General features: G+C 59.8%; 23 protein-coding genes. 14 read left to right on the forward strand and 9 right to left on the reverse strand.

Annotated features, from left to right (window positions below; translation table 11 throughout):
* The 4 genes from M3436_06570 to M3436_06585 form a co-directional block, all read left to right on the forward strand.
* A partial coding sequence (locus M3436_06570) for a molybdopterin-dependent oxidoreductase (protein MDQ3563802.1) occupies window positions 1-814 on the forward strand: 814 nt, incomplete at its 5' end.
* 523 nt (window positions 815-1,337) lie between these two features.
* Window positions 1,338-1,733: a hypothetical protein gene (locus M3436_06575; protein MDQ3563803.1), complete on the forward strand. Its 396-nt coding sequence runs from the start codon at window positions 1,338-1,340 to the stop codon at window positions 1,731-1,733.
* A 183-nt stretch (window positions 1,734-1,916) separates the two neighbouring features.
* Window positions 1,917-2,729, forward strand: a complete 813-nt coding sequence (locus M3436_06580; protein ID MDQ3563804.1) for an SDR family oxidoreductase — start codon at window positions 1,917-1,919, stop codon at window positions 2,727-2,729.
* Between the two features lie 31 nt (window positions 2,730-2,760).
* On the forward strand, window positions 2,761-3,642 hold the full coding sequence (locus M3436_06585; GenBank protein ID MDQ3563805.1) for an N-acetylneuraminate synthase family protein: 882 nt from the start codon (window positions 2,761-2,763) through the stop codon (window positions 3,640-3,642).
* A 151-nt stretch (window positions 3,643-3,793) separates the two neighbouring features.
* Here M3436_06585 and uvrA read toward each other — a convergent pair whose 3' ends face one another.
* Window positions 3,794-6,661 (reverse strand): excinuclease ABC subunit UvrA, encoded by a 2,868-nt coding sequence (gene uvrA, locus M3436_06590; GenBank protein MDQ3563806.1) that lies wholly within the window; start codon window positions 6,659-6,661, stop codon window positions 3,794-3,796.
* A gap of 91 nt (window positions 6,662-6,752) precedes the next feature.
* Here uvrA and M3436_06595 point away from each other — a divergent pair, with 91 nt between their 5' ends.
* The 3 genes from M3436_06595 (at window position 6,753) to msrB (ending at window position 9,228) form a co-directional block, all read left to right on the forward strand.
* Complete coding sequence (locus M3436_06595; protein MDQ3563807.1) at window positions 6,753-8,111, forward strand: MFS transporter; 1,359 nt, start codon at window positions 6,753-6,755, stop codon at window positions 8,109-8,111.
* 298 nt (window positions 8,112-8,409) lie between these two features.
* Window positions 8,410-8,808: a hypothetical protein gene (locus M3436_06600; GenBank protein ID MDQ3563808.1), complete on the forward strand. Its 399-nt coding sequence runs from the start codon at window positions 8,410-8,412 to the stop codon at window positions 8,806-8,808.
* A 24-nt stretch (window positions 8,809-8,832) separates the two neighbouring features.
* Window positions 8,833-9,228 carry a peptide-methionine (R)-S-oxide reductase MsrB gene (gene msrB / locus M3436_06605; protein MDQ3563809.1) on the forward strand — a complete coding sequence of 132 codons (396 nt, stop codon included), beginning with the start codon at window positions 8,833-8,835 and terminating at the stop codon, window positions 9,226-9,228.
* 18 nt (window positions 9,229-9,246) lie between these two features.
* Here the strand turns inward: msrB and M3436_06610 are convergent, their stop codons facing one another.
* A complete protein-coding gene (locus tag M3436_06610) occupies window positions 9,247-10,221 on the reverse strand; it encodes a hydroxyacid dehydrogenase (protein MDQ3563810.1) in 975 nt (324 codons plus the stop codon).
* Window positions 10,222-10,457: 236 nt separating this feature from the next.
* Between M3436_06610 and M3436_06615 the strand changes: the two genes are divergently transcribed.
* Genes M3436_06615 through M3436_06635 form a run of 5 tightly spaced genes read left to right on the forward strand, consistent with a single transcriptional unit; the run spans window position 10,458 to window position 15,404 of the window.
* Window positions 10,458-11,810 carry a c-type cytochrome gene (locus tag M3436_06615; protein MDQ3563811.1) on the forward strand — a complete coding sequence of 451 codons (1,353 nt, stop codon included), beginning with the start codon at window positions 10,458-10,460 and terminating at the stop codon, window positions 11,808-11,810.
* A gap of 53 nt (window positions 11,811-11,863) precedes the next feature.
* On the forward strand, window positions 11,864-13,639 hold the full coding sequence (locus tag M3436_06620; protein MDQ3563812.1) for a cbb3-type cytochrome c oxidase subunit I: 1,776 nt from the start codon (window positions 11,864-11,866) through the stop codon (window positions 13,637-13,639).
* A 2-nt stretch (window positions 13,640-13,641) separates the two neighbouring features.
* The gene (locus tag M3436_06625) at window positions 13,642-14,310 is read left to right on the forward strand and encodes a cytochrome c oxidase subunit 3 (GenBank protein ID MDQ3563813.1); all 669 of its coding nucleotides are present in this window, start codon (window positions 13,642-13,644) and stop codon (window positions 14,308-14,310) included.
* A 15-nt stretch (window positions 14,311-14,325) separates the two neighbouring features.
* Window positions 14,326-15,051, forward strand: a complete 726-nt coding sequence (locus M3436_06630; protein ID MDQ3563814.1) for a heme-copper oxidase subunit III family protein — start codon at window positions 14,326-14,328, stop codon at window positions 15,049-15,051.
* Between the two features lie 8 nt (window positions 15,052-15,059).
* The gene (locus M3436_06635; GenBank protein ID MDQ3563815.1) at window positions 15,060-15,404 is read left to right on the forward strand and encodes a cytochrome C oxidase subunit IV family protein; all 345 of its coding nucleotides are present in this window, start codon (window positions 15,060-15,062) and stop codon (window positions 15,402-15,404) included.
* A 158-nt stretch (window positions 15,405-15,562) separates the two neighbouring features.
* On the opposite strand, the gene M3436_06640 is transcribed toward M3436_06635, so the two are convergent.
* Together M3436_06640 and M3436_06645 are read right to left on the reverse strand one after the other, a co-directional pair.
* Complete coding sequence (locus M3436_06640) at window positions 15,563-15,985, reverse strand: tyrosine-type recombinase/integrase (protein MDQ3563816.1); 423 nt, start codon at window positions 15,983-15,985, stop codon at window positions 15,563-15,565.
* Complete coding sequence (locus M3436_06645; GenBank protein MDQ3563817.1) at window positions 15,982-16,224, reverse strand: phage integrase N-terminal SAM-like domain-containing protein; 243 nt, start codon at window positions 16,222-16,224, stop codon at window positions 15,982-15,984. Before M3436_06645 ends, M3436_06640 begins: the two co-directional genes overlap by 4 nt.
* Before the next feature lie 99 nt (window positions 16,225-16,323).
* Here M3436_06645 and M3436_06650 point away from each other — a divergent pair, with 99 nt between their 5' ends.
* Both M3436_06650 and M3436_06655 read left to right on the forward strand, forming a co-directional pair.
* Window positions 16,324-16,770, forward strand: a complete 447-nt coding sequence (locus tag M3436_06650; protein ID MDQ3563818.1) for a DUF2784 domain-containing protein — start codon at window positions 16,324-16,326, stop codon at window positions 16,768-16,770.
* 252 nt (window positions 16,771-17,022) lie between these two features.
* Window positions 17,023-17,328, forward strand: coding sequence for a hypothetical protein (locus M3436_06655; protein MDQ3563819.1), 306 nt, complete (start codon window positions 17,023-17,025; stop codon window positions 17,326-17,328).
* A gap of 91 nt (window positions 17,329-17,419) precedes the next feature.
* Here M3436_06655 and phoU read toward each other — a convergent pair whose 3' ends face one another.
* The 5 genes from phoU to M3436_06680 form a co-directional block, all read right to left on the reverse strand.
* On the reverse strand, window positions 17,420-18,154 hold the full coding sequence (phoU, locus tag M3436_06660) for a phosphate signaling complex protein PhoU (GenBank protein MDQ3563820.1): 735 nt from the start codon (window positions 18,152-18,154) through the stop codon (window positions 17,420-17,422).
* A gap of 54 nt (window positions 18,155-18,208) precedes the next feature.
* Window positions 18,209-19,069, reverse strand: a complete 861-nt coding sequence (gene pstB, locus M3436_06665; GenBank protein ID MDQ3563821.1) for a phosphate ABC transporter ATP-binding protein PstB — start codon at window positions 19,067-19,069, stop codon at window positions 18,209-18,211.
* A gap of 10 nt (window positions 19,070-19,079) precedes the next feature.
* Window positions 19,080-20,726: a phosphate ABC transporter permease PstA gene (gene pstA, locus M3436_06670; GenBank protein MDQ3563822.1), complete on the reverse strand. Its 1,647-nt coding sequence runs from the start codon at window positions 20,724-20,726 to the stop codon at window positions 19,080-19,082.
* Window positions 20,727-20,739: 13 nt separating this feature from the next.
* Complete coding sequence (locus tag M3436_06675; protein MDQ3563823.1) at window positions 20,740-23,010, reverse strand: ABC transporter permease subunit; 2,271 nt, start codon at window positions 23,008-23,010, stop codon at window positions 20,740-20,742.
* A gap of 119 nt (window positions 23,011-23,129) precedes the next feature.
* Entirely contained in the window at window positions 23,130-24,128 is a 999-nt protein-coding gene (locus M3436_06680) for a phosphate ABC transporter substrate-binding protein PstS family protein (protein MDQ3563824.1), read from the reverse strand.
* Window positions 24,129-24,332: the final 204 nt, after the last annotated feature.

Here is a 24,332-nt window from a genome sequence, read left to right on the forward strand (position 1 = left end):
GGTGGTCCAGGATATCTTCTTCACGGAAACCGCCGGTTTCGCGGACGTGGTGCTCCCCGCCTCGGCTTTCCCGGAAAAGACCGGGACCTTCACCAACACCGACCGGCGCGTGCAGCTCGGAAGGCAGGCGATTGACCCGCCGGGCGATGCCCGCCAGGATCTCTGGATCATTCAAGAAATGGCCCGCCGCTTGGGTCTCGATTGGTCGTATTCCGGCCCGGCCGAGGTGTTCGCCGAGATCCGCAAGGCCGCGCCCAGCATGGCCGGGATCACCTGGGAGCGTTTGGAGAAAGACGATTCGGTCACCTATCCTTGCGAGCAGGAAGGCGATCCGGGCGAACCCATCCTGTTTCAAGACGGATTTCCGACCAAGAGCGGTAAAGGCCGATTCGTTCCCGCGGCTTACACCAAAGCCGCCGAGCTTCCCGATCACGATTACCCGTTCGTGTTTTTGACCGGCCGGCAGCTCGAGCACTGGCATACGGGCAGCATGACGCGGCGCTCGGTGGTGCTTGATGCGATCGAGCCGCGGGCATCGATTTACATCAACCCCGAGGATTTGGCCTCGATCGGCGGCAAAGACGGTGATGTATTGATCGTGGCATCGCGCCGCGGGGCCATCGAAGGTCCCGCGCGTACTGCCAACGGTATTCAACGCGGGACCGTCATCATGCCCTTCTCCTACCACGAGGCAGCCGCGAACCTCCTCACCAATGACGCCTTGGACCCTTTCGGGAAGATCCCCGAGTTTAAGTACTGCGCGGTGCGGGTAGTCCCGAAAGCGACCGGCCAGCGGCGTTACGCGACGGGTTAATAGGGGGCTGAGTCGGGGGTCGGATTAGGCGCGGGCGCCACGTAACCCGCCGGCTCCACGCGCATACCGCGTCACCTTGGATTCGGGAACGCCTATTCAGTCGGCGTCCGACGGCTCTACGGTCAACCTTGCAGAAACTTGGACCGTCAACCCAATGCCAAAGGGCGGTATTAACGAAGAAGAGCTCCGGGGCAACCGATCTGGCCAAGGGCGAAGAAAAAATCGGTCCCAAATGGGGAAACGTTACGCTAAATGATTAGTGGCACTTATCATTGTAAGAACAAAGACGAGGAAGATCGCTTCCTTCGGCGTTTCATTGCGTCATGAGACTGGCCCAACCAGGCGCTGCGCCGGAGCGCCTAGCGTCGCGCCCGGTGAGCTTGTTCGTTTAGGCATCACGTAGCTTCGGAACGCAATGATGAAACGCATGATGCAGTGGCTTCGGGCGCTAGGGAGGTGGTGGTGGGAAGCTTGGCCTGCATGGGGCGCATTTGCCGTTATTGGCGCAGTTGGGCTAGTAGCGATGTTTCTTCCCGGAAGCGCTGATGATCGCGTTCGCTATACGGGAATCTTTCTTGAGATTTTTGGCATTTTGACGGTTGCCGTCGGCTTGCGTGACAAGCGTCGTGTTTTCCAGCGTCCAAGCTTGATTGAGATGCTCCAAAACTGGATGCAGCGCTTCCCGCGGTGGACGGCAGAATCGCGCACTATTGGACTAACTGGAGTTGCCTCCAGTGAATCCATGGGCTCTGGCTACGCGTACGGTTGGCACGGGTTACCACCTGAACCAAAGGTTGAGGATCACCTCAATGCACTTGAGAAGAACGTCGAGACCGTCAAACGCCTCGCGCTTGACGCACAAGCGCAAGTGCAAACGGAAGCAACAAAGTGGGGAAAAGAGATTGAGGCGGAAAGCTAGTCCGCGATGCATCCGATAAAGAGATACGCGATCGACTGGAATCGTTCGGAGCGGGAAATTTGCATATAGAGGTTGTTGGAATCGTCTGGCTCATTGTTGGGGTAGTTCTGGCAACTGCCTCTCAGGAAATTGCCTGGCTGTTCAGGCTATCGAGGTGATGACTTTGAGGCATTCTAAATTCCCATGAACACACTGGAGCGTTTTTCCCTGCACGGTAAAACGGCCGTGGTCACCGGTGCCGCGGGGCTCCTGGGCCGTTATCACTGCAAGGCTTTAGCCGAAGCGGGCGCGGTGGTGGTCGCGACGGATTTGGAGCAAGCCGCGTGCGAGGCCGTCGCCCATGAGCTTGGCCAGGGCACACTCGCTTATGCGGCGGACGTCACCGATCCCGTATCCGTGCGGCGGCTATTGGATGCGGTGCTCGACCGCACCGGTCAAATTGACATTCTGGTCAATAACGCCGCCGTCGACGACCGCTTCGAAAGCCCGTCGGTGGCGCTTGAGGGTTCGCAATTCGAGAACTATCCCTTGGAGCACTGGAAACGGTCATTAGACGTTAATGTTACCGGGGTATTCTTGTGCTCTCAGATCATCGGCGCGCGGATGGCGGCGCGCGGCCACGGCAGTATCATTAACATTGCCTCGACCTATGGGCTCGTGGCGCCGGACCAGTCCCTGTACCGGGACCGTCACGGCCAGCAGCGATTTTATAAGTCACCGGTCTATCCGACGACCAAAGGCGCGGTGCTCGCCTTCACGCGTTTCTTGGCCGCCTATTGGGCGCCGCGCGGGGTGCGGGTCAATGCGCTGTCACCCGGGGGTGTCGAAAACGAGCAGGACAATGATTTCATTGCCGAGTACTCGCGGCGCACGCCGTTGGGGCGTATGGCCGCACCGGAGGACTACATGGGGGCGCTCGTCTTTCTCGCCTCCGATGCCTCGGCCTATATGACCGGCGCGAACCTGGTCGTGGACGGCGGGTTTACGGTCTGGTAGCACCCTACCGAATAGTAGGAGAACGAAGCGTATGTCACGCCCAATCGTCAACATTCGAGGACGCATGATCGGTGACGGGGAGCCGGTCTACCTCATCGCCGAAATAGGCATCAACCATAACGGCTCGGTCGAGATCGCCAAGCGGCTCATCGAGGGTGCCAAGCGCGCCGGGGCCGATGCGATCAAGTTTCAAAAACGCACTCCGGAGCTTTGTGTGCCGCAAGACCAGTGGCACATCGAGCGCGATACGCCCTGGGGCCGCATGAGCTACATCGACTACCGGCACAAGGTCGAACTCGGCCGGCCGGAGTATGCGGAGATCGATCGCTACTGCCGAACGCTCGGGATCGACTGGACCGCCTCGTGTTGGGACGAGGCCTCCGTGGATTTCATGGAGCACTTCGATCCACCCTTCTACAAGATGGCGAGCGCGGCGCTCACCGATCTACCGTTGCTGAACAAGGCTCGCGCGACAGGGCGGCCGGTGATGCTCTCCACCGGCATGTCCACGTTGGACGAGATCACCGCGGCGGTGAACGCCATCGGTAACGCCGCAAACCTGTTGATAGCCCACTCCACATCGACCTATCCCTGTGGGCTTGACGAGCTTAACCTGCGCATGATCCAGACGCTCAAGGGCATGTATCCCGAGGTGCCGATTGGTTACTCGGGTCACGAGGTGGGCCTCGCCCCCTCGCTCGCCGCGGTCGCCTTGGGCGCGACCTTCCTCGAACGCCACATCACGCTCGATCGAGCCATGTGGGGGACGGACCAAGCCGCCTCGGTCGAGATCGGAGGGTTCGAGCGCCTGGTAAGAAACATCAGGGATATCGAAACATCGCTGGGAGATGGCGTGAAGCGCCTCTACGAAAGCGAGCTCGGACCCCGCCGAAAGCTACGCCGAGCGCGTTAGCTAACCGCAAAAGGCATGAGTATGGGTGTTGAGCCGTAGGACGCTGCACCGTCGCCGCTTCGGGAGTGCGTTTTGCCTCTGCCCCCTCCTATCCCTCTCCGTACAATGGGGAGGGGTTTATTTTGCGACGCCCGGAGGCCACCGTTCCTAGCTAGGCCGGCTGCGCGTTTAGGGCAGGCGATTCTTTCGGAGCGTGGCGCGCCAGCACCGGCGCTAAATGCATCCCGGTGTAGGAACGCGGGTCGGCCGCCAGCATCTCGGGCGTACCCGCCGCGACGATCCGGCCGCCGCCCTCCCCGCCCTCCGGCCCGAGATCGATGATCCAATCCGCGGTCTTGATCACCTCCAGGTTGTGCTCGATGACCACCACCGTATTGCCGCGATCGCGAAGCCGATGGAGCACGTGCAATAATTGCTCGATGTCGTGGAAATGCAAACCGGTCGTGGGCTCGTCCAGGATGTACAAGGTGGCGCCGGTATCGCGTCGCGACAACTCGCGCGATAGCTTCAGGCGTTGGGCTTCCCCGCCCGAGAGCGTGGTCGCGTTTTGGCCGAGCTTGAGGTAAGAAACCCCGACCTCCATCAAGGTCTGGAGCTTGGTCGCAATCGCCGGAACGGGGTCAAAGAAGGCCCGCGCCTCCTCCACCGTCATCTCGAGAACCTCGGCAATATTCTTGCCCTTGTACTTGACATCGAGCGTCTCGCGGTTATAACGCGAGCCCTTGCAGAGATCACACGCCACATAAACGTCGGGGAGAAAGTGCATCTCGACCTTGATCATGCCCTCGCCCTGACAGGCCTCGCAGCGCCCGCCCTTGACGTTGAAGCTGAAGCGGCCCGGCATATAGCCGCGCGAACGCGCTTCCTGCGTGGCGGAAAAAAGCTCGCGCACCGGAGCAAATAGACCCGTGTAAGTGGCGGGATTGGAACGCGGGGTGCGCCCGATGGGGCTTTGATCGATGTCGACGACCTTATCCAGCCATTGGATCCCCTCGACCTCGGCATACGGCTTCGGCTCGATATGCGCCTGGTGCAAGCGCCGCGCCGCGATCGGATACAGAGTGTCGCTGATGAGCGTCGACTTCCCCGATCCGGACACGCCGGTCACGCAGATCATGAGCCCCAAGGGAAACTCCACGTCTATCGACTTGAGATTGTTTCCCCGGGCCCCATACAGGTATAACGCGGGTCTGCCATCGGCGGGAGTCCGGACGCGCGGCAAGGCGATCGCCCGCCGGCCGGAGAGATATTGGCCGGTCAGCGATTCGGTATGCTGCGCCACGGCCGCCGCTGGACCGGCGGCGACCACCCGGCCGCCGTGGATCCCGGCGCCCGGTCCCATGTCGAGCACGTGGTCCGCGGCCCAGATCGCTTCCTCATCGTGCTCGACCACGATCACCGTATTGCCGAGGTCACGGAGGTGACAAAGCGTATTGAGGAGGCGCCGATTATCGCGCGGGTGGAGACCGATCGAGGGCTCGTCGAGCACGTACATGACACCCACCAGGCCGGCGCCCAACTGGCTTGCGAGGCGGATCCGCTGGGCTTCTCCGCCTGCGAGCGAATCCGCGCTGCGATCGAGCGTGAGATAGTCGAGCCCGACATTAACCAGAAACCGGAGCCGGGCGCTCACTTCCTTCACAATCCTGGCCGCGATCTCGCCCTTATAACCGTCGATGCGGAGAGCCTCGCAAAATTCCCGCGCCTTCTCCACCGTCATCGCCGTGATTTCGGGCAAGCGCAAGCCGCCGACGAAGACCGAACGCGCCTGGGTGCCGAGGCGTGTGCCGCCACACGCCGGACAGGCTTTGGTGCTGATATACTTGCGCAACTTCTCGCGGACCAGGTTCGATTCGGTATCCCGGTAGCGCCGTTTCAAGTTCGGAATGACCCCTTCGAAGCGGTGGCGGCGCGTCCGTGTCGCACCCTCGCTGTCGGTATCGTGGAACGCGATCGCCTCGCTCCCTCCGCCCTCAAGGATGAGGTGTTGGATCGCTTCGGATAGGTCTTTGAACGGGGTATCGAGATCGAAGTCATAGTGCGCGGCCAAATCCGACATGAGCTGGAAATAATGCACATTGCGCCGGTCCCATCCAGGGATGGCGCCGCCCGGCAGGCTCAACTCGGGGTGCCGCACGATCTGCGCGGGGTCGAAGAATTCGGCGATCCCGAGCCCGTCGCAATCGCGGCAGGCCCCGGCCGGATTGTTGAAGGAGAACAGGCGCGGCTCGAGCTCCTCGATGCTATAGGCGCAATGCGGGCAGGCAAAGCGCGCCGAAAACACCAGCTCGGGGCGTTCCGGATGGTCGATGAATGCGACCCGGGCGACGCCCCCGGAGACCTTAATCGCCGTCTCGAACGATTCGGCCAAACGCAGCTCGAGATCGGCCCGCACCTTGAACCTATCGACCACCGCCTCAATTGCATGTTTTTTGTATAATGCCAGCGCCGGCGGCTCGTCGAGATCGATCACGCGGCCGTCGACGCGGGCGCGCACGAAGCCTTGCTTGCCGAGTCCGTCAAGGATGTCGCGGTGCTCGCCCTTGCGGCCCTGGACCACCGGTGCGAGCAGCATCAAGCGCGTGCCCTCGGGCTCGGCCACCACTTGGTCCACCATTTGGCTGATGGTCTGCGCCGCGAGCACCGAACCGTGCTCCGGGCAACGGGGTTCCCCGACCCGCGCAAACAGTAGGCGCAGATAATCGTAGATCTCGGTGGTGGTCCCCACCGTCGAGCGTGGATTGTGCGAAGTGGATTTCTGTTCGATGGCGATAGCGGGTGAAAGGCCTTCGATAGAATCGACATCCGGCTTTTGCATCATGGATAAGAACTGGCGCGCGTAGGCGGATAGCGATTCGACATAACGCCGTTGACCCTCGGCATAAATGGTATCGAAGGCCAAGGAGGATTTGCCCGAACCCGAGAGGCCCGTGATCACGGTGAGGGCGCCGCGCGGCAAGTCGATGTCGATGTTCTTTAGATTATGCGTCCGCGCGCCGCGGATGCGAATGGTTTCCATGAAGCGTTACGCTACCCAAGCAAGCAAAGTTTGAATTTTAAGGATGATCGCGGCGATGAGGCAAAACGGCATGGCGCCATCGGGCCAGAAAATGAGCACGGTCGAATTGTGCGCGGCGGCTTCGCTCAGTGCGATCTTTCTGCTCAGGATGTTCGGACTCTTTCTTATCGTACCGGTATTTTCCTTGTACGCCACCCAACTCGCGGGCGCAACCCCGCTTCTCACCGGCCTCGCGCTAGGCGCCTACGGTCTAACCCAGGCCCTGTTTCAGATCCCGTTCGGAAGCCTCTCCGACCGGCTCGGGCGCAAGCCCGTCATCGCGGCGGGGCTGGTGTTATTCGCGATCGGCAGCGCCACCGCCGCCCTCTCCGATCACGTCCTCGGCGTCATCCTGGGCCGCAGCCTGCAAGGCACCGGAGCCATCTCCGCCGCGGTGATGGCCTTGGCGGCCGATCTCACCAGCGAAGAACAACGCACCAAGATCATGGCTTTCATCGGCATCAGCATCGGCCTCGCCTTCGCCAGCGCCTTTGTCATGGGGCCCGTGCTCGATGCGCGGGTAGGTTTGCAGGGGTTGTTTTGGATCTCGGCCGCCTTGGCGCTGGCTGCCCTCGCGGTCTTATTCCTCGCCGTGCCCGCGCCCGAGCGCAGCACGTTTCACCGCGAATGCGAGCCCCAATTGAGCCACCTTCGCGCGACTTTAGCGCATCCCGAGCTACTGCGTCTGGACGCCGGCATCATGCTGTTGCATATGAGCTTGACGGCCAGCTTCGTCGCGCTACCGATAGCCTTGCGCGACCATGCGAACCTCGCGAGCGCCGATCACTGGCGGGTGTATTTGCCCGCCCTCCTGATCTCGTTCCTCGTCATGGCGCTTCTTCTGCGCCTGGCCGATCGAGGCGCGCAGGGGAAAGCCATCTTCCTCGGCGCCATCGGCCTCCTCGGAAGCGCGGAACTTGGACTTTTCTTCGTTCACAACGCCTACGCGCCACTCTTGCTGCTGGTGGCTCTCTTCTTCAGCGGTTTCAACTTCCTGGAGGCGCACCTCCCCGCCTTAGTGTCGCGCGTGGCGCCCGCGGATAGGCGCGGCACGGCCCTCGGGATCTATGCGATGTCGCAGTTCCTCGGGATCTTTATCGGCGGAGCGCTGGGCGGCTGGCTGCTCGGGAAACTCGGGATCGCCGGGGTTTTCGCGTTCTGTACCATGATCACCGCGCTCTGGTTCCTGATCGCAATCGGCACCCGCCTTCCGCGGCACCTCAGCAATCACATGGTCAAGGTTGGTCAACTTTCGAGCACCGAGGCCGGAACGCTCGCAGGAAAGCTCGGCGGCCTGGCGGGCGTCGCCGAAGCGGTCGTGGTCAGCGAGGATGGGATCGTGTATCTAAAAATCGATCGCAATCACTTGGACTGGGACGCGCTGGAGGCGCTTCTTCCCGCAAGGGAGTAAGCGGCGTAGGATCGATGCCTAACCCGGCGACGGAATCGCTCGGGATCACTAGGGGAGTGTCACAGAAACACGCCGCATAACACATACCCGTCATTCCGGCCAAGTCCGCGCAGCGGACGCGAGCCGGAATCCATAGGGAGCATCGACCGGCGCTGGATTCCCGCTTCCGCGGGAATGACGGATCTGGTTTTCGGCGCCGATTGTATTTTCTAGCTTATTTGAGTTACAGATCACTAGCCGCGCGGCGGCCGCAACCTACGAACCGGACCACGGCCGAGGCGCCGAGGAGGTATTGGAGATGGATTCCACCGATGCGATCGCGGCCCTGATGAGTTGGGCCGTGATGTTGTCCCATTATCCCAGCCCCGCTCACCTACCCGTCATCGAATATGCCCCGCACCGGTTTTTCGTCGAGCACGCCTGCGGCGGAAAGAAGTGCGGCGCCATCGGCTGGTATGACAACCAGGGCACGATTTACATTGATGAGCGTCTCAAAGCTCAAGATACCGTATCGACCCGCGGGCTGATCGTGCATGAGATGGTACATTATCTCCAAGACCTGAGCGGAAAATTCGATCCGACCGGCTGCCGGGATTCACGTTTGCGCGAACAAGAGGCCTACGCCATCCAGCGCGAGTTTATCGCCCGCGCCGCCGGCCAAGCCGCGTTTCTTACCGTGGTGTTCCGCGACTGTTGAGCTAACGTCTACACGGAGCCTTGCATGAAAATCACTAAGACAGAGGCCGAATGGCGCTCGCTGCTCACTAGAGAGCAGTACACCATTTGCCGTGCCAACGGGACCGAACCGCCGTTTTCGGGCGCCTACCATGCCTGCAAGGAGCCCGGCATGTATCGCTGCGTCTGCTGTGGCGCACCGCTCTTCGATTCCAAGACCAAATTCGATTCGGGCACCGGTTGGCCGAGCTTTTGGTCGCCCGCGCAGAAGGACAGCGTGAGCGCCGTAACCGACACTAGCCACGACATGGGGCGCACCGAGGTCCTGTGCGGCGCCTGCGACGCCCACCTCGGCCATGTCTTTACCGATGGCCCGGCGCCGACGGGAATGCGTTACTGCATTAACTCCGCGGCCCTGCGGCTCGACCAGGACTCGGAGTAGACCGAGTCGCGCCGAGGATCAGTAGCCCGCGTGAGTATCGATGCGGTGGGGCATAGGCTGCCCGCGCGCGGCGGCGTTGAGCAAAGCGGCCAAATGGACGGCGCGCGCGATCTCCGTTTCTTCGGACCAGCCCGCCCGATGGGGGCTCATGACGACGTTATCCAGATCTTGAAACGGGAAGCTTGACGGGGCGGCCGCGACACCGACTTCCCGCTCGGCCTCGGTAGGATAACGGTACCACACGTCGAGTCCCGCCGCGAACAGCCTCCTCGCCTTGAGTGCGCGATACAATGCGTCTTCTTGCACGATCGCGCCGCGAGCCACATTGACCAGCACCGTATCGGGTGGGAGCAACGCTAGCTCCTTCTCGCCGATCAACCCGTCCGTGCGCGGGGTGTGAGGCACACAGAGCATGAGCGCGTGAGCGTTCGGCAGGAGGCTCGGCAGCGCCTCCGGAGCGTAGACCTCATCGGGAGGCGCGGGTTCGGGATGCTGACGCGTCGCCATCACATGCATGCCGAAGGTGCGGCAGGTGCTCGCCACACGGCGTCCCACGCGTCCGTAGCCGAGGATAAGCGCGGTCTTTCCCTCGAGAGCCACACCGCCCGGCGTATCCTGGAAGGGCGAAGCCCAGCGGTGCTGGCGGAAATTACGGTCGAACGGCACGATCATCTTGGCCGCCGCGAGCAACAACGCGATCGCCATCTCCGCGGTGGGCCCTACGTTATAGTGCAGGCTATGGACGGGAATGCCGGGGAAAGTCCGCATGAGATCCAGGGTCTCGATCGGGGCGCCCGCCCACGGAACGATCAAAGCACGCAGCTTCGGGCTCGCCGTGATATCCGCGCGGCTTGGAAATCCGTGGACGAGGATTTCGAAATCGGCCGGCCGCGGCGGAACATCTCCAACCGTCAACCGGATTTCCGGGTGCAGGCACTCGCGCAGCGCGGCGAGATGTTCGGGTTTCGGTCCGTACTGAATATGCACTTTCACGGGCGTTGCCAACATTACATACTAAATCAGGATCTGGAATTCCGGGATGTTGTTCAGCATAATGTGCGTCGGCCGCCGGTGTAAGTGGTTAGATACCTAATACCGCGCGAGACGATTCGTGGGAAGTCAAAACTGAGAGCATGTGAACGGATCGTCGCGAGCAACCCGAGCGCCAGGAGCCGCGGAGCGAGCGGCGAGACATATCACACGATAGGCGAGGAGCGATTTAACAAGTCATGGCTGTTGCGATTGTGTTGGTGTTGATGGTCGTTGTCTCCGTCCTGTTTCATTTCCTGAGCCCGTGGTATTTCACACCGATCGCCTCCAACTGGGGCATGATCGATGACACAGTAACGATCACGTTCTGGGTCACGGGGTTTGTCTTCGTCGCGATCAATCTTTTTATGGCCTATGCCGTATTCCGCTACCGTTACCAGAAGGGAAGGCGGGCGAAATATGAACCCGAGAACAAGAAGGTGGAGTGGTGGCTCATCGGATTGACCACGCTAGGCGTCGTCGCCATGTTGGCACCCGGCTTGTTTGTATGGGCGAAATTTGTCGAGGTACCGAAAGAAGCGTCGGTGATTGAGGCGATTGGCCAGCAGTGGCACTGGAGCTTTCGCTTTCCCGGGAAGGATGGCGTGCTGGGCACGGTCAATCCCAAATACGTTAGCGTTGAAAATGCTTTTGGTATAAATCCGGACGACCCCAGTGGACAGGACGATGTGCTGATAGCCAGCAACGAGCTACATCTCCCTATCGACAAGCCGGTCAAGGTGTTGCTCCGCTCCACGGACGTTCTGCATAACTTTGCAGTGCCACAGTTCCGGGTCAAAATGGATCTGGTGCCGGGCATGGTCCCCTATTTGTGGTTCACCCCCACCCGGACCGGGAAATTTGAGATCCTCTGTGAAGAATTATGTGGCATTGGGCATTTCGCCATGCGCGGCAGCGTCGTGGTAGAGGAACAGACCGCGTTTCAAACGTGGTTAAGCAGCCACCCTACGTTCGCGCAATCTTCCTCTCGAGCGGCCGGCGATGCAGTAGAGGGCGAGCCACTCTATGCCGCGTGTGCGGCCTGTCATGGCCCGCAAGGAGAGGGTAATCTTGCGCTGAATGCGCCGAAGTTGAGCGGACTGGAAGACTGGTACATGAAACGGCAATTGAAATACTTCAAGCAAGGTGCGCGGGGTGCGCACGACAAGGATGTGTTCGGTAGAATGATGGCTCCGATGGCGGCAACGCTGGTGGATAACGTCGCCATAGAGAATGTCGTCGCTTATATCAAGACGCTGCCCGATAATCCCGCCCCCGCCACGGTAAACGGGGATGCAGCCAGAGGTAAAAAGATCTATGCGACCTGTGGGGCCTGTCACGGTCCTAATGGGCAGGGCAGATGGTCCGCAAATGCCCCGCGGCATGCGGGTATGAGCGATTGGTATATGATTACTCAGTTGAAAAATTTCAAACAAGGTATACGCGGCGCCCACCCACAAGACATGTACGGTCCGCAGATGGGCCTCATGGCCGACATTCTGGTTGACGATCAGGCAATCAATGACCTCGTTGCTTACATCAATACCTTGTGATGGCCGGTCCGCTGGGCGTTGAGTAATGAAGAATTAGCGAAGAGGAAATTCTAATGGCTTACGTCGCACATGACGAATCGGATTACGTCCCACCTGCCGAAGTTGAAGAGGTAGAACTCTACCATCCGAAAACTTTCATTGGGAAGTACATCTGGAGCCAAGACGCCAAAGTCATCGCCATCCAGTACTCGATCACCGCGATCGCGGTGGGGTTGGTGGCTTTGGTGTTGTCGGGGATCATGCGGTTGCAACTGGGGTACCCGAACACCTTTTCCTTTATCGACCCAAGCAATTACCTGCAGTTTGTCACCATGCACGGCATGATCATGGTCATCTACCTGCTCACCGCGCTTTTCTTAGGGGGTTTTGGCAACTACCTCATCCCGCTGATGGTCGGCGCCCGCGATATGGTTTTCCCCTATGTCAACATGCTGAGTTACTGGGTCTATCTGTTCGCCGTGCTGTTACTGGTGGCGAGCTTCTTCGTGCCCGGCGGGCCCACGGGTTCCGGCTGGACCCTGTACCCGCCCCAGGCCATCCTCGAGGGCACTCCGGGGGCGAGTTGGGGCATTATTTTGATGCTCGTTTCCCTGGCTTTCTTTATCGTCGGTTTCACCATGGGTGGTTTGAACTATGTGGTGACGGTGTTGCAGGCGCGCGCCCGGGGGATGACGATGATGCGCCTGCCCTTGACCGTATGGGGCATTTTCATGGCCACTATCCTGGCGCTGTTGGCCTTTCCCGCCTTGTTCGTCAGCTGCATCATGATGACCTTGGACAGCTTGCTGGGTACCAGTTTCTTCATGCCCGCCATCGTTTCGATGGGACAACAGCTTGATTACGGGGGCGGCAGCCCGATTTTGTTTCAACACCTGTTCTGGTTCTTCGGCCATCCCGAGGTCTACATCGTCGCTCTACCTGCCTTCGGCATCGTCTCCGATCTCATCAGTGTGCATGCGAGAAAAAACATCTTCGGCTATCGGATGATGGTGTGGGCCATCCTGGCCATCGGCGTCCTGAGCCTCGTGGTGTGGGCGCACCACATGTACGTCAGCGGCATGAACCCGTACTTCGGCTTCTTTTTCGCCATCACCACGCTGGTCATCGCCATCCCCACCGCCGTCAAGGTCTACAACTGGGTGCTGACGCTGTGGCGGGGTAACATCCACCTCACCGTCCCCATGCTGTTTGCCATCGGCTTCGTCTTCACATTTATCAACGGCGGGTTATCGGGCCTGTTCCTGGGTAACGTGACCGTGGATCTCCCGCTTTCGGACACCATGTTCGTGGTCGCCCACTTCCATATGGTGATGGCCGTGGCGCCCATCATGGTTGTGTTCGGGGCGATCTACCACTGGTACCCCAAGATCACCGGGCGCATGCTGAACGATACCCTGGGCAAGTTTCACTTCTGGGCCACCTTCATCGGGAGTTATGCGATTTACTATCCCATGCATTACCTGGGCTTTTTGGGCGTGCCCCGCCGGTATTACGCCATGGGAAAAACTGATTTTATTCCCGAATCGGCGTACTCCTTGAACGCCGGTATCACCATCGCGGCATTGATCGTGGGGGCCATCCAAGTGGTGTTTTTGTACAACCTGGTCTGGAGTTATTTCAAAGGCAAGCCATCGGGTGGCAACCCCTGGGGCGCCACCACCCTGGAGTGGCAAACCCCCGATACCCCGCCCAAACACGGCAACTTTGGCCCCACGCTACCGGTGGTCTATCGCTGGGCTTACGACTATAGCGTGCCAGGCGCCGATGAGGACTTTATACCGCAAAACCAGCCGACGGGTCAGAAAACCAGGGGCCTCGAGGAAACGTAGTCGTGACCATCGCATTGGTGGTTACGGCCGCAATCTTGGCCATTATTGTAGGGTGGCTATTGCGGCGAACGCTAAACACCAAGCCCTGGATCGAGCAGCAGCACCCGATCGAAAACCTTCGCGGCGAAAGTGCGGTATCCCTGCCCCCAGTGAAAGTCGGGCTTGGCGTGTTTCTTGCTGTTGCCACGTCTCTGTTTGCGCTCTTTATCAGCGCCTACTTCATGCGCAGGATGGGAGCGGACTGGACTACCTTCGACGATCCGTTGGTGCTGTGGTGGAACACGGCACTGCTGATCCTGGGAAGTACCTGCTTTCAACGGGCACGAACGGCGGCACAACGGGGGCAGATAGGCGGCGTGAAAGTCGGCCTGCTTGCCGCAGGCGCTTTCACCTTTGCCTTTCTGGCAGGACAGCTTTGGGCGTGGCGACAACTGAACGCCTCGGGTTTTTATGTAGCGACGAACCCCGCAAGCGATTTCTTTTACCTGCTCACCGCGCTGCACGGCTTGCACCTGTTGGGCGGTCTGTGGGTCTGGGGCAGAACCACCGCCAAGGTGTGGCGCGGCTTTGAAGTGGCGGACGTGCGCTTGAGCGTGGAGCTGTGCACCGTTTACTGGCACTTTCTGCTCGTGGTTTGGCTGATTTTGTTCGGTCTGCTGTTGTCTACGTAACGGGAATCAAAGTATATGACGCATTCTGTGCTGACAAGTGCGGGAGCATCCCCTCCTCTGCCTGGAGGCTTGCAAGGCATCGTCGCCGACTGGTCCTCGGACCAGCGGGCGTTTAAAAAGGTCCCCTGGGGCAAGGCCATGATGTGGATCTTCCTCCTCAGCGATACCTTTATCTTCACCTGTTTTTTAACCAGTTATATGACCGTGCGCATGTCCACCACGGTCCCTTGGCCCAATCCCAGTGAGGTCTTCGCGTTGACGATCGCGGGACATCACATCCCCCTCGTCCTGATCGCCATCATGACCTTCATCTTGATCAGCAGTAGCGGGACGATGGCCATGGCCGTCAAGTTCGGTTATGAAAAAAATAAGAAGATGACCTTTATCTTGTTGGTGGTGACCGCGCTATTTGGCGCCAGCTTCGTCGGCATGCAGGCTTTTGAGTGGACCAAGCTGATCGTGGAAGAGGGGGTACGCCCCTGGGGCAATCCCATGGGCGCGGCCCAGTTTGGCGCAAGCTTTTTCATGATCACGGGCTTCCATGGCTTTCACGTGTCGGTCGGCGTGATATTCCTGATCATCACGGCGATAAAGGTTTTGCGGGGAGATTTAGATCGCCAGAGGCCGGGTTTTATGACCGGCAGGAAGGGGAACTACGAGGTGGTCGAAATCATGGGTCTGTATTGGCACTTCGTCGATCTGGTGTGGGTATTCATCTTTGCGTTCTTTTATCTTTGGTAGGGGATAACATGGCTCACGTAGAAGGACAACAACATCCGATTAGCGTTTATTTGTGGATCTGGGGATTGCTGTTTGTTCTCAGCACGTTCTCTTATCTCGTCGACTACTTCCAATTTCAGGGTTACCTCAGGTGGTCTCTGATCCTGGTGTTCATGTTGATGAAGGCGGGGCTGATAGTCGCCGTCTTCATGCACATGCGCTGGGAGCGGCTGGCCCTGATGTACGCCATGTTGGTGCCGCCGCTTTGTTTGCTTGTGTTGATAAGCCTCATGGCGGTCGAAGGGAACTACACATTCATGACCCGGGCCTCGTCCTTCGAGCAGGGATCCGGGGTCCCCGTCGAGCATCCATAGGCCTCATGGGGCAGGATAACGATCATCGTTATCCCTTTTTACGCGGACCCACCTGCTGTGCGCGCGATTTCCGCCCGTTAGGCAGACAGGAAAGGATGAAGATCAAACGCCGAGATCGTCCAAGGGATTCGGAACGCCCTGGCCACCCTGCTGCTTCGTCAGACCGGCACGGCGCACCGCCACCTTGATCGCCTTGTTGATGACGCTGGGGTCAGCATGATGGCGACGGGTGATGCCAGCACGAGGGTCCACGGAGAGATTCCGGGAACAAAGGCCTGAGCGTGGCGGGAAAAGGTGGTGAATCGGTCCTTGTCGCCCTTGCCCGAACGCACGGTCAGTTGCTCCATCTGAAAATCGATGTCCTTGACCCTGATCCGGACGGCTTCCATGATGCGCAAGCCGCTCCCGTAGAGAAGTTTGGCAACCAGTTGGGCGGTTCCGTCCAGCAGAGAGATGACCGCGGCGACCTCTTCGCGTGTCACGACAACGGGGACGTTGATCTTCTTGGCGCGTACGGCATTGATGCGGCCCTCCAAGGTGTGGTTGAGGACGCGCTTGTAGAGGAACCCCAGGGCATTCATGGCCTGGTACTGGGTGGCGGCAGCGACGTTCCATTCACCGCCAGGTCGGTCAGGAACGACTCGATCTTGGGTTCGGCGGGGAAGAGGGCTTTGCGGGACCGCATGCCGTGGAAACGGACGAATCGTACGATCCACTCCGCATAGGATCGCTCGGTGTGAATGGAGTAGTGGTGGAGACGGAGTACCTTGCGGACTTCATCGAGGAGTTTGGGTTGTTGACTTCGCGTCGCGTCAGGCATATTAAGGTCTCCGTCATGGCGCCCTGAGATTGCTGATAATGGGCATCGGGCAAAACTGCCTGAAAACCCCACCAATATCGCATTATCAGGGAATGCCAAGTGAATCAATGGTTAGGCATCCAAGTGCATGACGACCCGCCGTATCAGCTGCTCGCTGATGTTGTGCTCACGCTTCACTTCTCCATCGTTGCCTTCGTCGTTGGAGGCCTCATTCTTACGATCATCGGCAACCTCAGCGCCTGGCGGTGGGTCAATGCCCTATGGTTCCGGCTTGCGCACCTGGCAGCTATCGCCGTCGTCGTAGCACAGGCCTGGTTCGGGGCCACCTGTCCACTTACTTCGCTGGAAATGTGGCTACGTACGAAGGCTCGTGTAGCAACCTACAGCGGTAGTTTCATCGAGCATTGGCTCCAGCGGCTTCTGTACTATGAGGCTCCATCTTGGGTCTTCACACTTGGCTACTCGCTCTTTGGTCTGCTTGTAGCGGCAACATGGTGGTGGTTTCCACCGACCACCAAACGCAGCAGCAATGAAACAGATGCCTAACCAGTAAGGATTGAGACGACCATGGATGGTCGTTTCAATCCAATGTTCAAGAAGCCCGGTGTTGGGTGGGGTCTTTATTAAGGGGATTGCTTCGGTGAAGGGTGGGCGATGTGGTGGCTATGGGCATCGGGAGCTGGAGATAGCCGGAGTAGAGGGCGGTCGGATCTGGGTGTTGGGTATCGTAATCGGGTTTAGGGAACTGTTAATAATGCCTTTCAGGGTGGGATTAGCGATAGCAGGCAAAGGGAGGCCGTGACGCGAAGAAAACACCGGGCGCTGCAGCGCGGGCGTTTGCAAGTTGCTATGGGCTACCCATCGGCTGGGGATCGTGTCGAGCCGGGTGGTCCGACGTTTGTGGGCATCAATGGACGGCGGGGGATGCGCCGTGAGCTATGGAAGCGCAGCCGTCCCCCGCAGGCCTGGCAGGCCGGTTGTGGCCAAGGTGGTAGCTCGATCTCGGGCACGGTGCGGCCTTCCAACTCTCGGTTGAGCGGCACCGCGGCGCTGCGCTTGCGGCTTTGCCCCCACCAACTGGATTCCGGGCTTGCGCCGGAATGACGGGCAAGACAGGGCGTTTTGTTCCTGGTCCAACATGAGCATACGTCCGTCGTTGCCGTAAATCATGAGCGCTTAAGTACAGCATTATCCGCTACGAATTGTTTTCCACGCCAAGCCCGGCCTCGCTTGAGTCGGTCACTTCATAGCTTTTGTGGCGGATGTCCTTGCCCTCCACCAGATAGATGATGCTTTCACAAATATTACTGGCGTGGTCGCCGATCCGCTCGAGCGATTTTACCGCCCAGGCCGTATCCAGGACGCGCGTGATGCTGCGCGGGTCTTCCATCATGTAGGTAATCAACTGGCGCATGATGGCATCGTTTTCGAGATCCACGCTAAGGTCTTTACGCGCGATACCCAGGGCTGCCTGGGCATCCATGCGCGCTAAGGCATCGAGCGTATCGTGGAGATTTGCTTGCACGTGCCTGCCCATGTGGACGACCCCTACGTAATAGGCTTTCGGGCCCTCTGTTTCCGTCAAGCGCATCACCACACGCGCGATTTTCTTGGACTCATCACCGACGCGTTCTAGGTCAGTAATGATGCGTGTGATGGCGAGCACCAGCCGCAAATCGCTGGCTGCGGGTTGCCGCCGTGCCAGGATCTCCGCGCAGGCCCGGTCGATCGCGACCTCCATTGCATTGACTTTAAAGTCATTGCTGGCCGCGATCTCGGCCAATCCCGGGTTCCCCTGAGTCAGCGCGTCTATCGCTTTATTCAGATGCTCTTCGACCATCCCACCCATTTCCAAGACGCTGGCCCGAATGTTTTCGAGCTCGTTATCGAACTGATGGGAGATGTGTTGCGGGAGTTTCGTCGCGGTCATAAGCACAGCCTCTGGAGTGAGTGGATATTACATCGTTCTACGCACGGCAACGGCTTAACCATAACGGCCGGTAATATAGTCCTCGGTCTGTTTCTTCTTGGGGTTGGTAAAGATCACCTTCGTGTCGTCGAACTCGATGAGATCGCCCACATACATGAGCGCCGTATAATCGGAGACCCGTGCCGCCTGCTGCATGTTGTGCGTGACGATGACGATCGTGTACTGCGACTTCAGCTCGTACATCAAGTCTTCAATTTTCAGCGTCGAGATCGGATCCAAGGCCGAGGCGGGTTCATCCAGCAATAATACTTCGGGCTCGATGGCGATCGCGCGCGCAATGACCAAGCGTTGTTGCTGTCCGCCGGAAAGGGCCATGGCGCTTTCGTTCATCCTGTCTTTCACCTCATCCCAGAGCGCCGCCGCCCTGAGCGAGCGTTCCACGGCCTGATCGAGGGTCCGCCTCTTGTTGATGCCTTGAAGCCGCAGGCCGTAAGCGACGTTTTCATAGACCGATTTCGGAAAGGGGTTGGGCTTTTGGAACACCATCCCGATGCGGCGCCTGAGATCGGCCACGTTGACGTCCGGATCGTAGATATTCTTGGTCTGCAAATGGATCGCCCCTTCGATGCGCACGCTGTCGTAGAGATCGTTCATGCGGTTGAAGCAGCGCAACAGCGTCGATTTTCCGCAGCCGCTGGGGCCGATAAAAGCCGTCACTTGGCGCTCCGGGATCGACATCGTAATAGCGTTGAGCGCGCGTTTTTCCCCATAGTAGAGATTGAGCCCCTGGACGCCCAGGCATTCCTTGACATCCGCCTCGGGTGTCACCTCGGGATCGGTACGTTGCAAGAGCTTCGGGTCGAACCCGTGAGTCAGCGGCGAGGGCGCGGTCCGCCGCTCATCGGCTGTGTCCATAGTCTTCACCTCAATATTCGGCGGCACGGTACTTTTCCCGCAAGCGGTTCCGGACCCGGATCGCCGTCAGATTCAGTGCCACGATGACGAGCACGAGCAACAGCGCCGTGGCATAAACGAGCGGCCTCGCCGCCTCGACATTGGGGCTTTGAAAGCCGACATCATAGATATGAAATCCGAGGTGCATGATCTTGCGGTCGAGGTGCAGATAGGGGAAGATTCCATCCAAGCCGAGCGACGGGGCCAGCTTCACCACCCCCACCATCATGAGCGGGGCCACCTCGCCGGCCGCCCGCGCCACCGCCAAGATCAAGCCGGTCATGATCGCCGGGCTGGCCATCGGCAGCACGATGCGCCAGAGGGTTTCGGCCTTGGTCGCCCCCAGGGCATAACTGCCTTCGCGGAATTCGCTCGGGATGCGCGCCAAACCTTCCTCGGTGGCGACAATGACGACCGGGACCGTAAGCAGCGCCAGTGTCACCGAGCACCACAGCAAGCCCCCCGTACCGAATGTCGGAGCGGGCAGGGCTTCGGGGAAAAACCACCGATCGATGGATCCGCCCACGAAATAAACGAAGAACCCCAGACCGAACACACCGTAGACGATGGATGGGACGCCCGCGAGATTGTTCACGGCGATGCGGATGATGCGCGTGAACATCCCCTGCTTGGCGTACTCCCGAAGATAGACCGCCGCCACCACCCCGAATGGGGTCACGACGATGGCCATGATCAAGACCATCAATACGGTGCCGAAGATCGCCGGGAAGATGCCGCCTTCGGTGTTCGCCTCCCGCGGGTCTTCGCTAACGAACTCGCCGATTTTCTCCATATAATGCCCTAGCTTCTCGGCGGCGCTCATGCGATTGGGCTGATACACCCGTATGACCTTGGCCACGGGCAGCTTCACCTCTTGTCCGCCGGCGACGCGCACCACGATGCCGTCGCGGCGGATGTCCTCATTAAGCTTCGCCAGATCGCCGTTCAAGCGCTCGTATTCGGCTTCCAAGGCTTTGCGAGAGTCACGGATGGCCGCGAAAGGCGCTCGCTCCTTAACACCGTCGAGCTCGAGGCGGCGCTGGCGCAAGCGCAGACTCTCCATCTCATGATTGACTCCGCCAATGAGGTCCTTCTTGACATGGCGGATCCGTGCCTTAAGCTCATGCCTGCGGCCGAGCCGCGCGCGCAGCTCGGCGATCGGATGGCCTGCGGTCACGACCCGCCGTCCGCCTTCCTCCACGCCCGCCAAGTAGCCATAGAGATTGCCCCATTCCTCGCGTTCGACGGCAACGATCTCGCGCGGGTATTCGAGGCGGGTGATCCGGCGTTCGGAGACCCACCGAAAGTCAAGCCCGTAGATGTCCCGGTTCCCGAGTTTCATCAGGACCTGCGCCTCGCCCCCGGACGCTAGCTCAGCGTCGGTTTTTAGTTCCCGATCGACCATCTCGCCGATCAGAATCTGGCGAGCGCCATCCGCGTCGCGGTAATCGATTTCAGCAATCCTAGCAGGCCAAAAATGGGGGAGACCGTTTACGGCGATAAGGTATAGGAGACCAAGGACCACGATCAAACACAGGCTGACGGCGCCCGCCGACAGCCACACCCAGGGGCTGCCGCTCTCGAACCAGGCGCGTAAGGATTTCATCTCTCGAAAGATCGCCGCGCCGCGCTCATAGATTGCTGTATTTCGATCGGAGCCGCTGGCGGACCAACTCCGCAATCGTGTTAGTGGCAAACGTCACGGCAAACAGCACCAACGCGGCCAAGAACAACACCCGGTAGTGCGTGCTGTTGACCTCGGATTCCGGCATCTCGACGGCAATATTAGCCGATAAGGCCCGGAAGCCCGTAAAGAGATTGAAGTCCATGATCGGCGTATTCCCGGTCGCCATGAGCACGATCATGGTCTCGCCGACCGCCCGCCCCATCCCGATCATCAAGGCGGAGAAAATTCCGGGACTGGCCGTGAGCAGCACCACCCGCACCAAGGTTTGCCAGGGCGTCGCCCCGAGAGCCAGCGATCCCAGCGTGAGGTGCCGCGGCACGCTGAAGATTGCATCTTCGCTGATGGAGAAGATCGGCGGGATCACGGCCACCCCCATCGCGATTCCGACCACGAGCGAATTGCGCTGGTCGAAGGCCAACCCCAGCTCGCGGCCCAGCCAGCCGCGCATATCGCCGGCGAACAGGAATGCCTCCAAGGGTGCGCTGAGCCCCATCGACAGCATGATCGACATGGCGATGACCGGCATGAGCATGGCCGCCTCCCAGCCGTCTGGGATCGCTTGCCGCCAGCTCGGCGGCAGCCGTGACCAAACCCAGGCGCATAGAATCATCGCGAGCGGCGTCATCAGGAGTGCGGCAAAGACGCCGGGAAGATGTTGCTCCACCAGCGGCGCCAGCCACAGGCCCGCGAGAAAGCCAAGGATCACGGTGGGAAGGGCACCCATGATCTCGACGGTCGGTTTGACGATCTCGCGCATGGCCGGGGACATGAAGTAGCCCGTATACACCGCGCCCATGACCGCGATGGGAATGGCGAACAACATCGCGTAGAACGAGGCCTTGAGAGTCCCGTAGGCCAGCGGCGTGAGGCTGAATTTCGGCTCGAAGTCGCCGGCCGCCGAGGATGACTGCCAAATGAATTCCGGTTGCTGCCGGCTCTCATACCACACATCCCCCCACAACGAGCTCCAGGAGACCTCGGGGTGTTCGTTATGAACGGTATAGAAACGCAACTGCTGACTGAAGTCGAGCGTCATCAGAGCGTCGGCCCGCGGTGTCATCGCCACATGGCTCAGCGCTTGGCCGGTGGCCTTAGTCACCAACAGTGTGCGGTGTGCGGTCGCATGGTAGAGACCGATGCTCCCGCTCTCATCGGCCGCCGCGAACCCCTTTCTAAAGTATTCGGCGGCAATGACGGTAATGGGGTGCGCCTGATCGCGAAAATCCCGCACTCGGGCGAGTGAATACCGGTTGTCTTGAGCGCGTAGGGGAAACCATTGAGTGATGCGCCCGCGCGAATCGCCGGTTAACACCGAGGACCCGCCGCTTAAATACTCCAGCGCCGTGATGCGCGCGCCATCGGACACCGCGTTTACCCGATCAATCAGGTGCGGGGTGTGGGTAATGTCATAGTAGAGCAGGAATCCCTCCGCGCTCGCCAACACCAGATCACGTTGTTTGACGTTCAACGCGAGGTGGGTCACCCCGCCCTCGGGGTCGGGAATGACCGCCGCCTTGCGCTCGACAGCCGTCGTATCACCAAGCAACGAACGCGAAGTCCTGAAGCTCACGAGGATCGCCTGGTCCCCCTCGGTCGTCGCGGCCAAGGTCGTCTGGTCCTCATGGGACTGCACCGCGAGGCGGGTGAGGGCCTGGCCGTCCTCGGCGAGCTTCAGCGGTGCCGGGCCGAGCGGATAACGCACACCCGGGGTGATTCGCCGCTTATCGCCGGGGTAGGTAATAAGGTACTGGGCTTGGAACAGCAAAGCGCGGCCGTCCGAAAGACCGACGGCCACGGCGCCTTGACTTCGCTCCCCGGCCGCGACGGCGGTGATCTTAGCGCCTGCGGGGACAGGCAGCCGCTTCGCGTCGAGCACGCGGCCGTCACCGGTCGCGAAAAAGATCACTTCCCCGCGGGCCGTGAGGCGCAGCCCGATTTCGGCGTATTCCTCGGTCCCAAGATATAAGGTCTCGGCATCGGCGCCTCCGGGAACGCCGTACTCGGCCCGCGCTTCGAGCGCGGCCGCACGGAACATCGGCAATACGACGGAAAGCAGGTAAACAAAGATCAACAGGACGGCGACGATGACACAGATCCCGCCGAACGCCATGACGTACCGCAGGCAACGGTCCTTGACGAACCGCCAATTGCGTAGCCGCGATGCCGCACCGGCACCCTCGATCGCCTCTAGGTTATTCAGGCTGGCCTCGTTCACGCGGCGTCTCTTAGGATTTATTGATAGTTTACGCCCATAGGTACAAAAAAGCGGCCTCGCCGAGGCGAGGCCGAGGTCTTCTACCGGAGAAGGTCTTTTGGATCCAGTCTTTAAAGTGGTTATTCGGCGATTGCCTGCGGCGATCCTGACACCAGGGCCAGTTGCTTTTCGACGATCACGGCCGGCAGCGGTATGTAACCATCCTTGAGCACCACGCTCTGACCAATTTTGGCCAGCACCATCTTGAAGAATTCACCCTCCAACGGAGGTAACGCTTTATTGGGGTGCTTGTTCACGTACACGAACAGGAACCGTGAGAGCGGATACTTGCCGCTCACTGCTTCTTCCGAGGTGGCCGGAACGAACTCGCCGCCTTCTGTCTTGGCCAAGGGCACCGTCTTCACCCCCGAGGTCTTGTAGCCGATGCCCGAGTAGCCGATGCCGTTCAGCGACTTGGTGACACCTTGGACCACCGAGGCCGAGCCGGGTTGCTCGTTGACGGTGTCCTTGTAGTCGCCCTGGCATAACGCGTTTTCCTTGAAATATCCGTAGGTCCCCGACACCGAATTGCGCCCATAGAGTTGCACGGTCCGCGCGGCCCACTCGCCAGTTAATCCGAGCTGGCCCCAATTCACCACATCCTCGCCGTGACCGCATTTTCGCGTCGCCGAGAAAATAGCGTCGACCTGCGGCACCGACAGACCTTGGATTGGATTGTCCTTATGCACATAGACGGCGAGGGCGTCGATCGCGACCGCCACTTCCGTGGGTTTATAACCGTATTTTTGCTCGAAGGCCTCGATCTCCACGTCTTTCATCGCCCGGCTCATCGGTCCGACGTTCGCGGTCCCTTCCGTCAGCGCCGGTGGCGCGGTCGAAGAACCCATGCCTTGGATTTGAATGTTGACATTGGGGTAGAACCGCTTGAACTCTTCCGCCCAGAGGGTCATGAGGTTATTGAGCGAGTCCGACCCGACACTGGAAAGATTCCCGGAAACGCCGCTCGCCTTTGTGTATTCCATGAGATTGGGATCGACCGTATCGACGGCGCGCGCGATCGGACCGGCGGTAAGGCCCGCCATTAAGGCCACGCTCACGGTGGCTTGATGCAGTTTCATAAGCTTGGCTCCATAGTCTCAAAACGAACCTTAGTATGGAAGGGCTCTATTACCGTTTGGTTACAGGGATGTCGGACCTGCGATGAGGCGTAGGACTTCGCGGATTTCGGGCAAGGTCCAAAGAAGCCATTCGTAGGCTCGCTCGAGTGAATATAGAGGTCAGCCTGCGCGGCCAGCGTAGGGTTCTCAGCTCGCATTTTGAGA

The sequence above is a fragment of the Pseudomonadota bacterium genome (assembly GCA_030859565.1).
Lineage (GTDB): Bacteria > Pseudomonadota > Gammaproteobacteria > JACCXJ01 > JACCXJ01 > USCg-Taylor.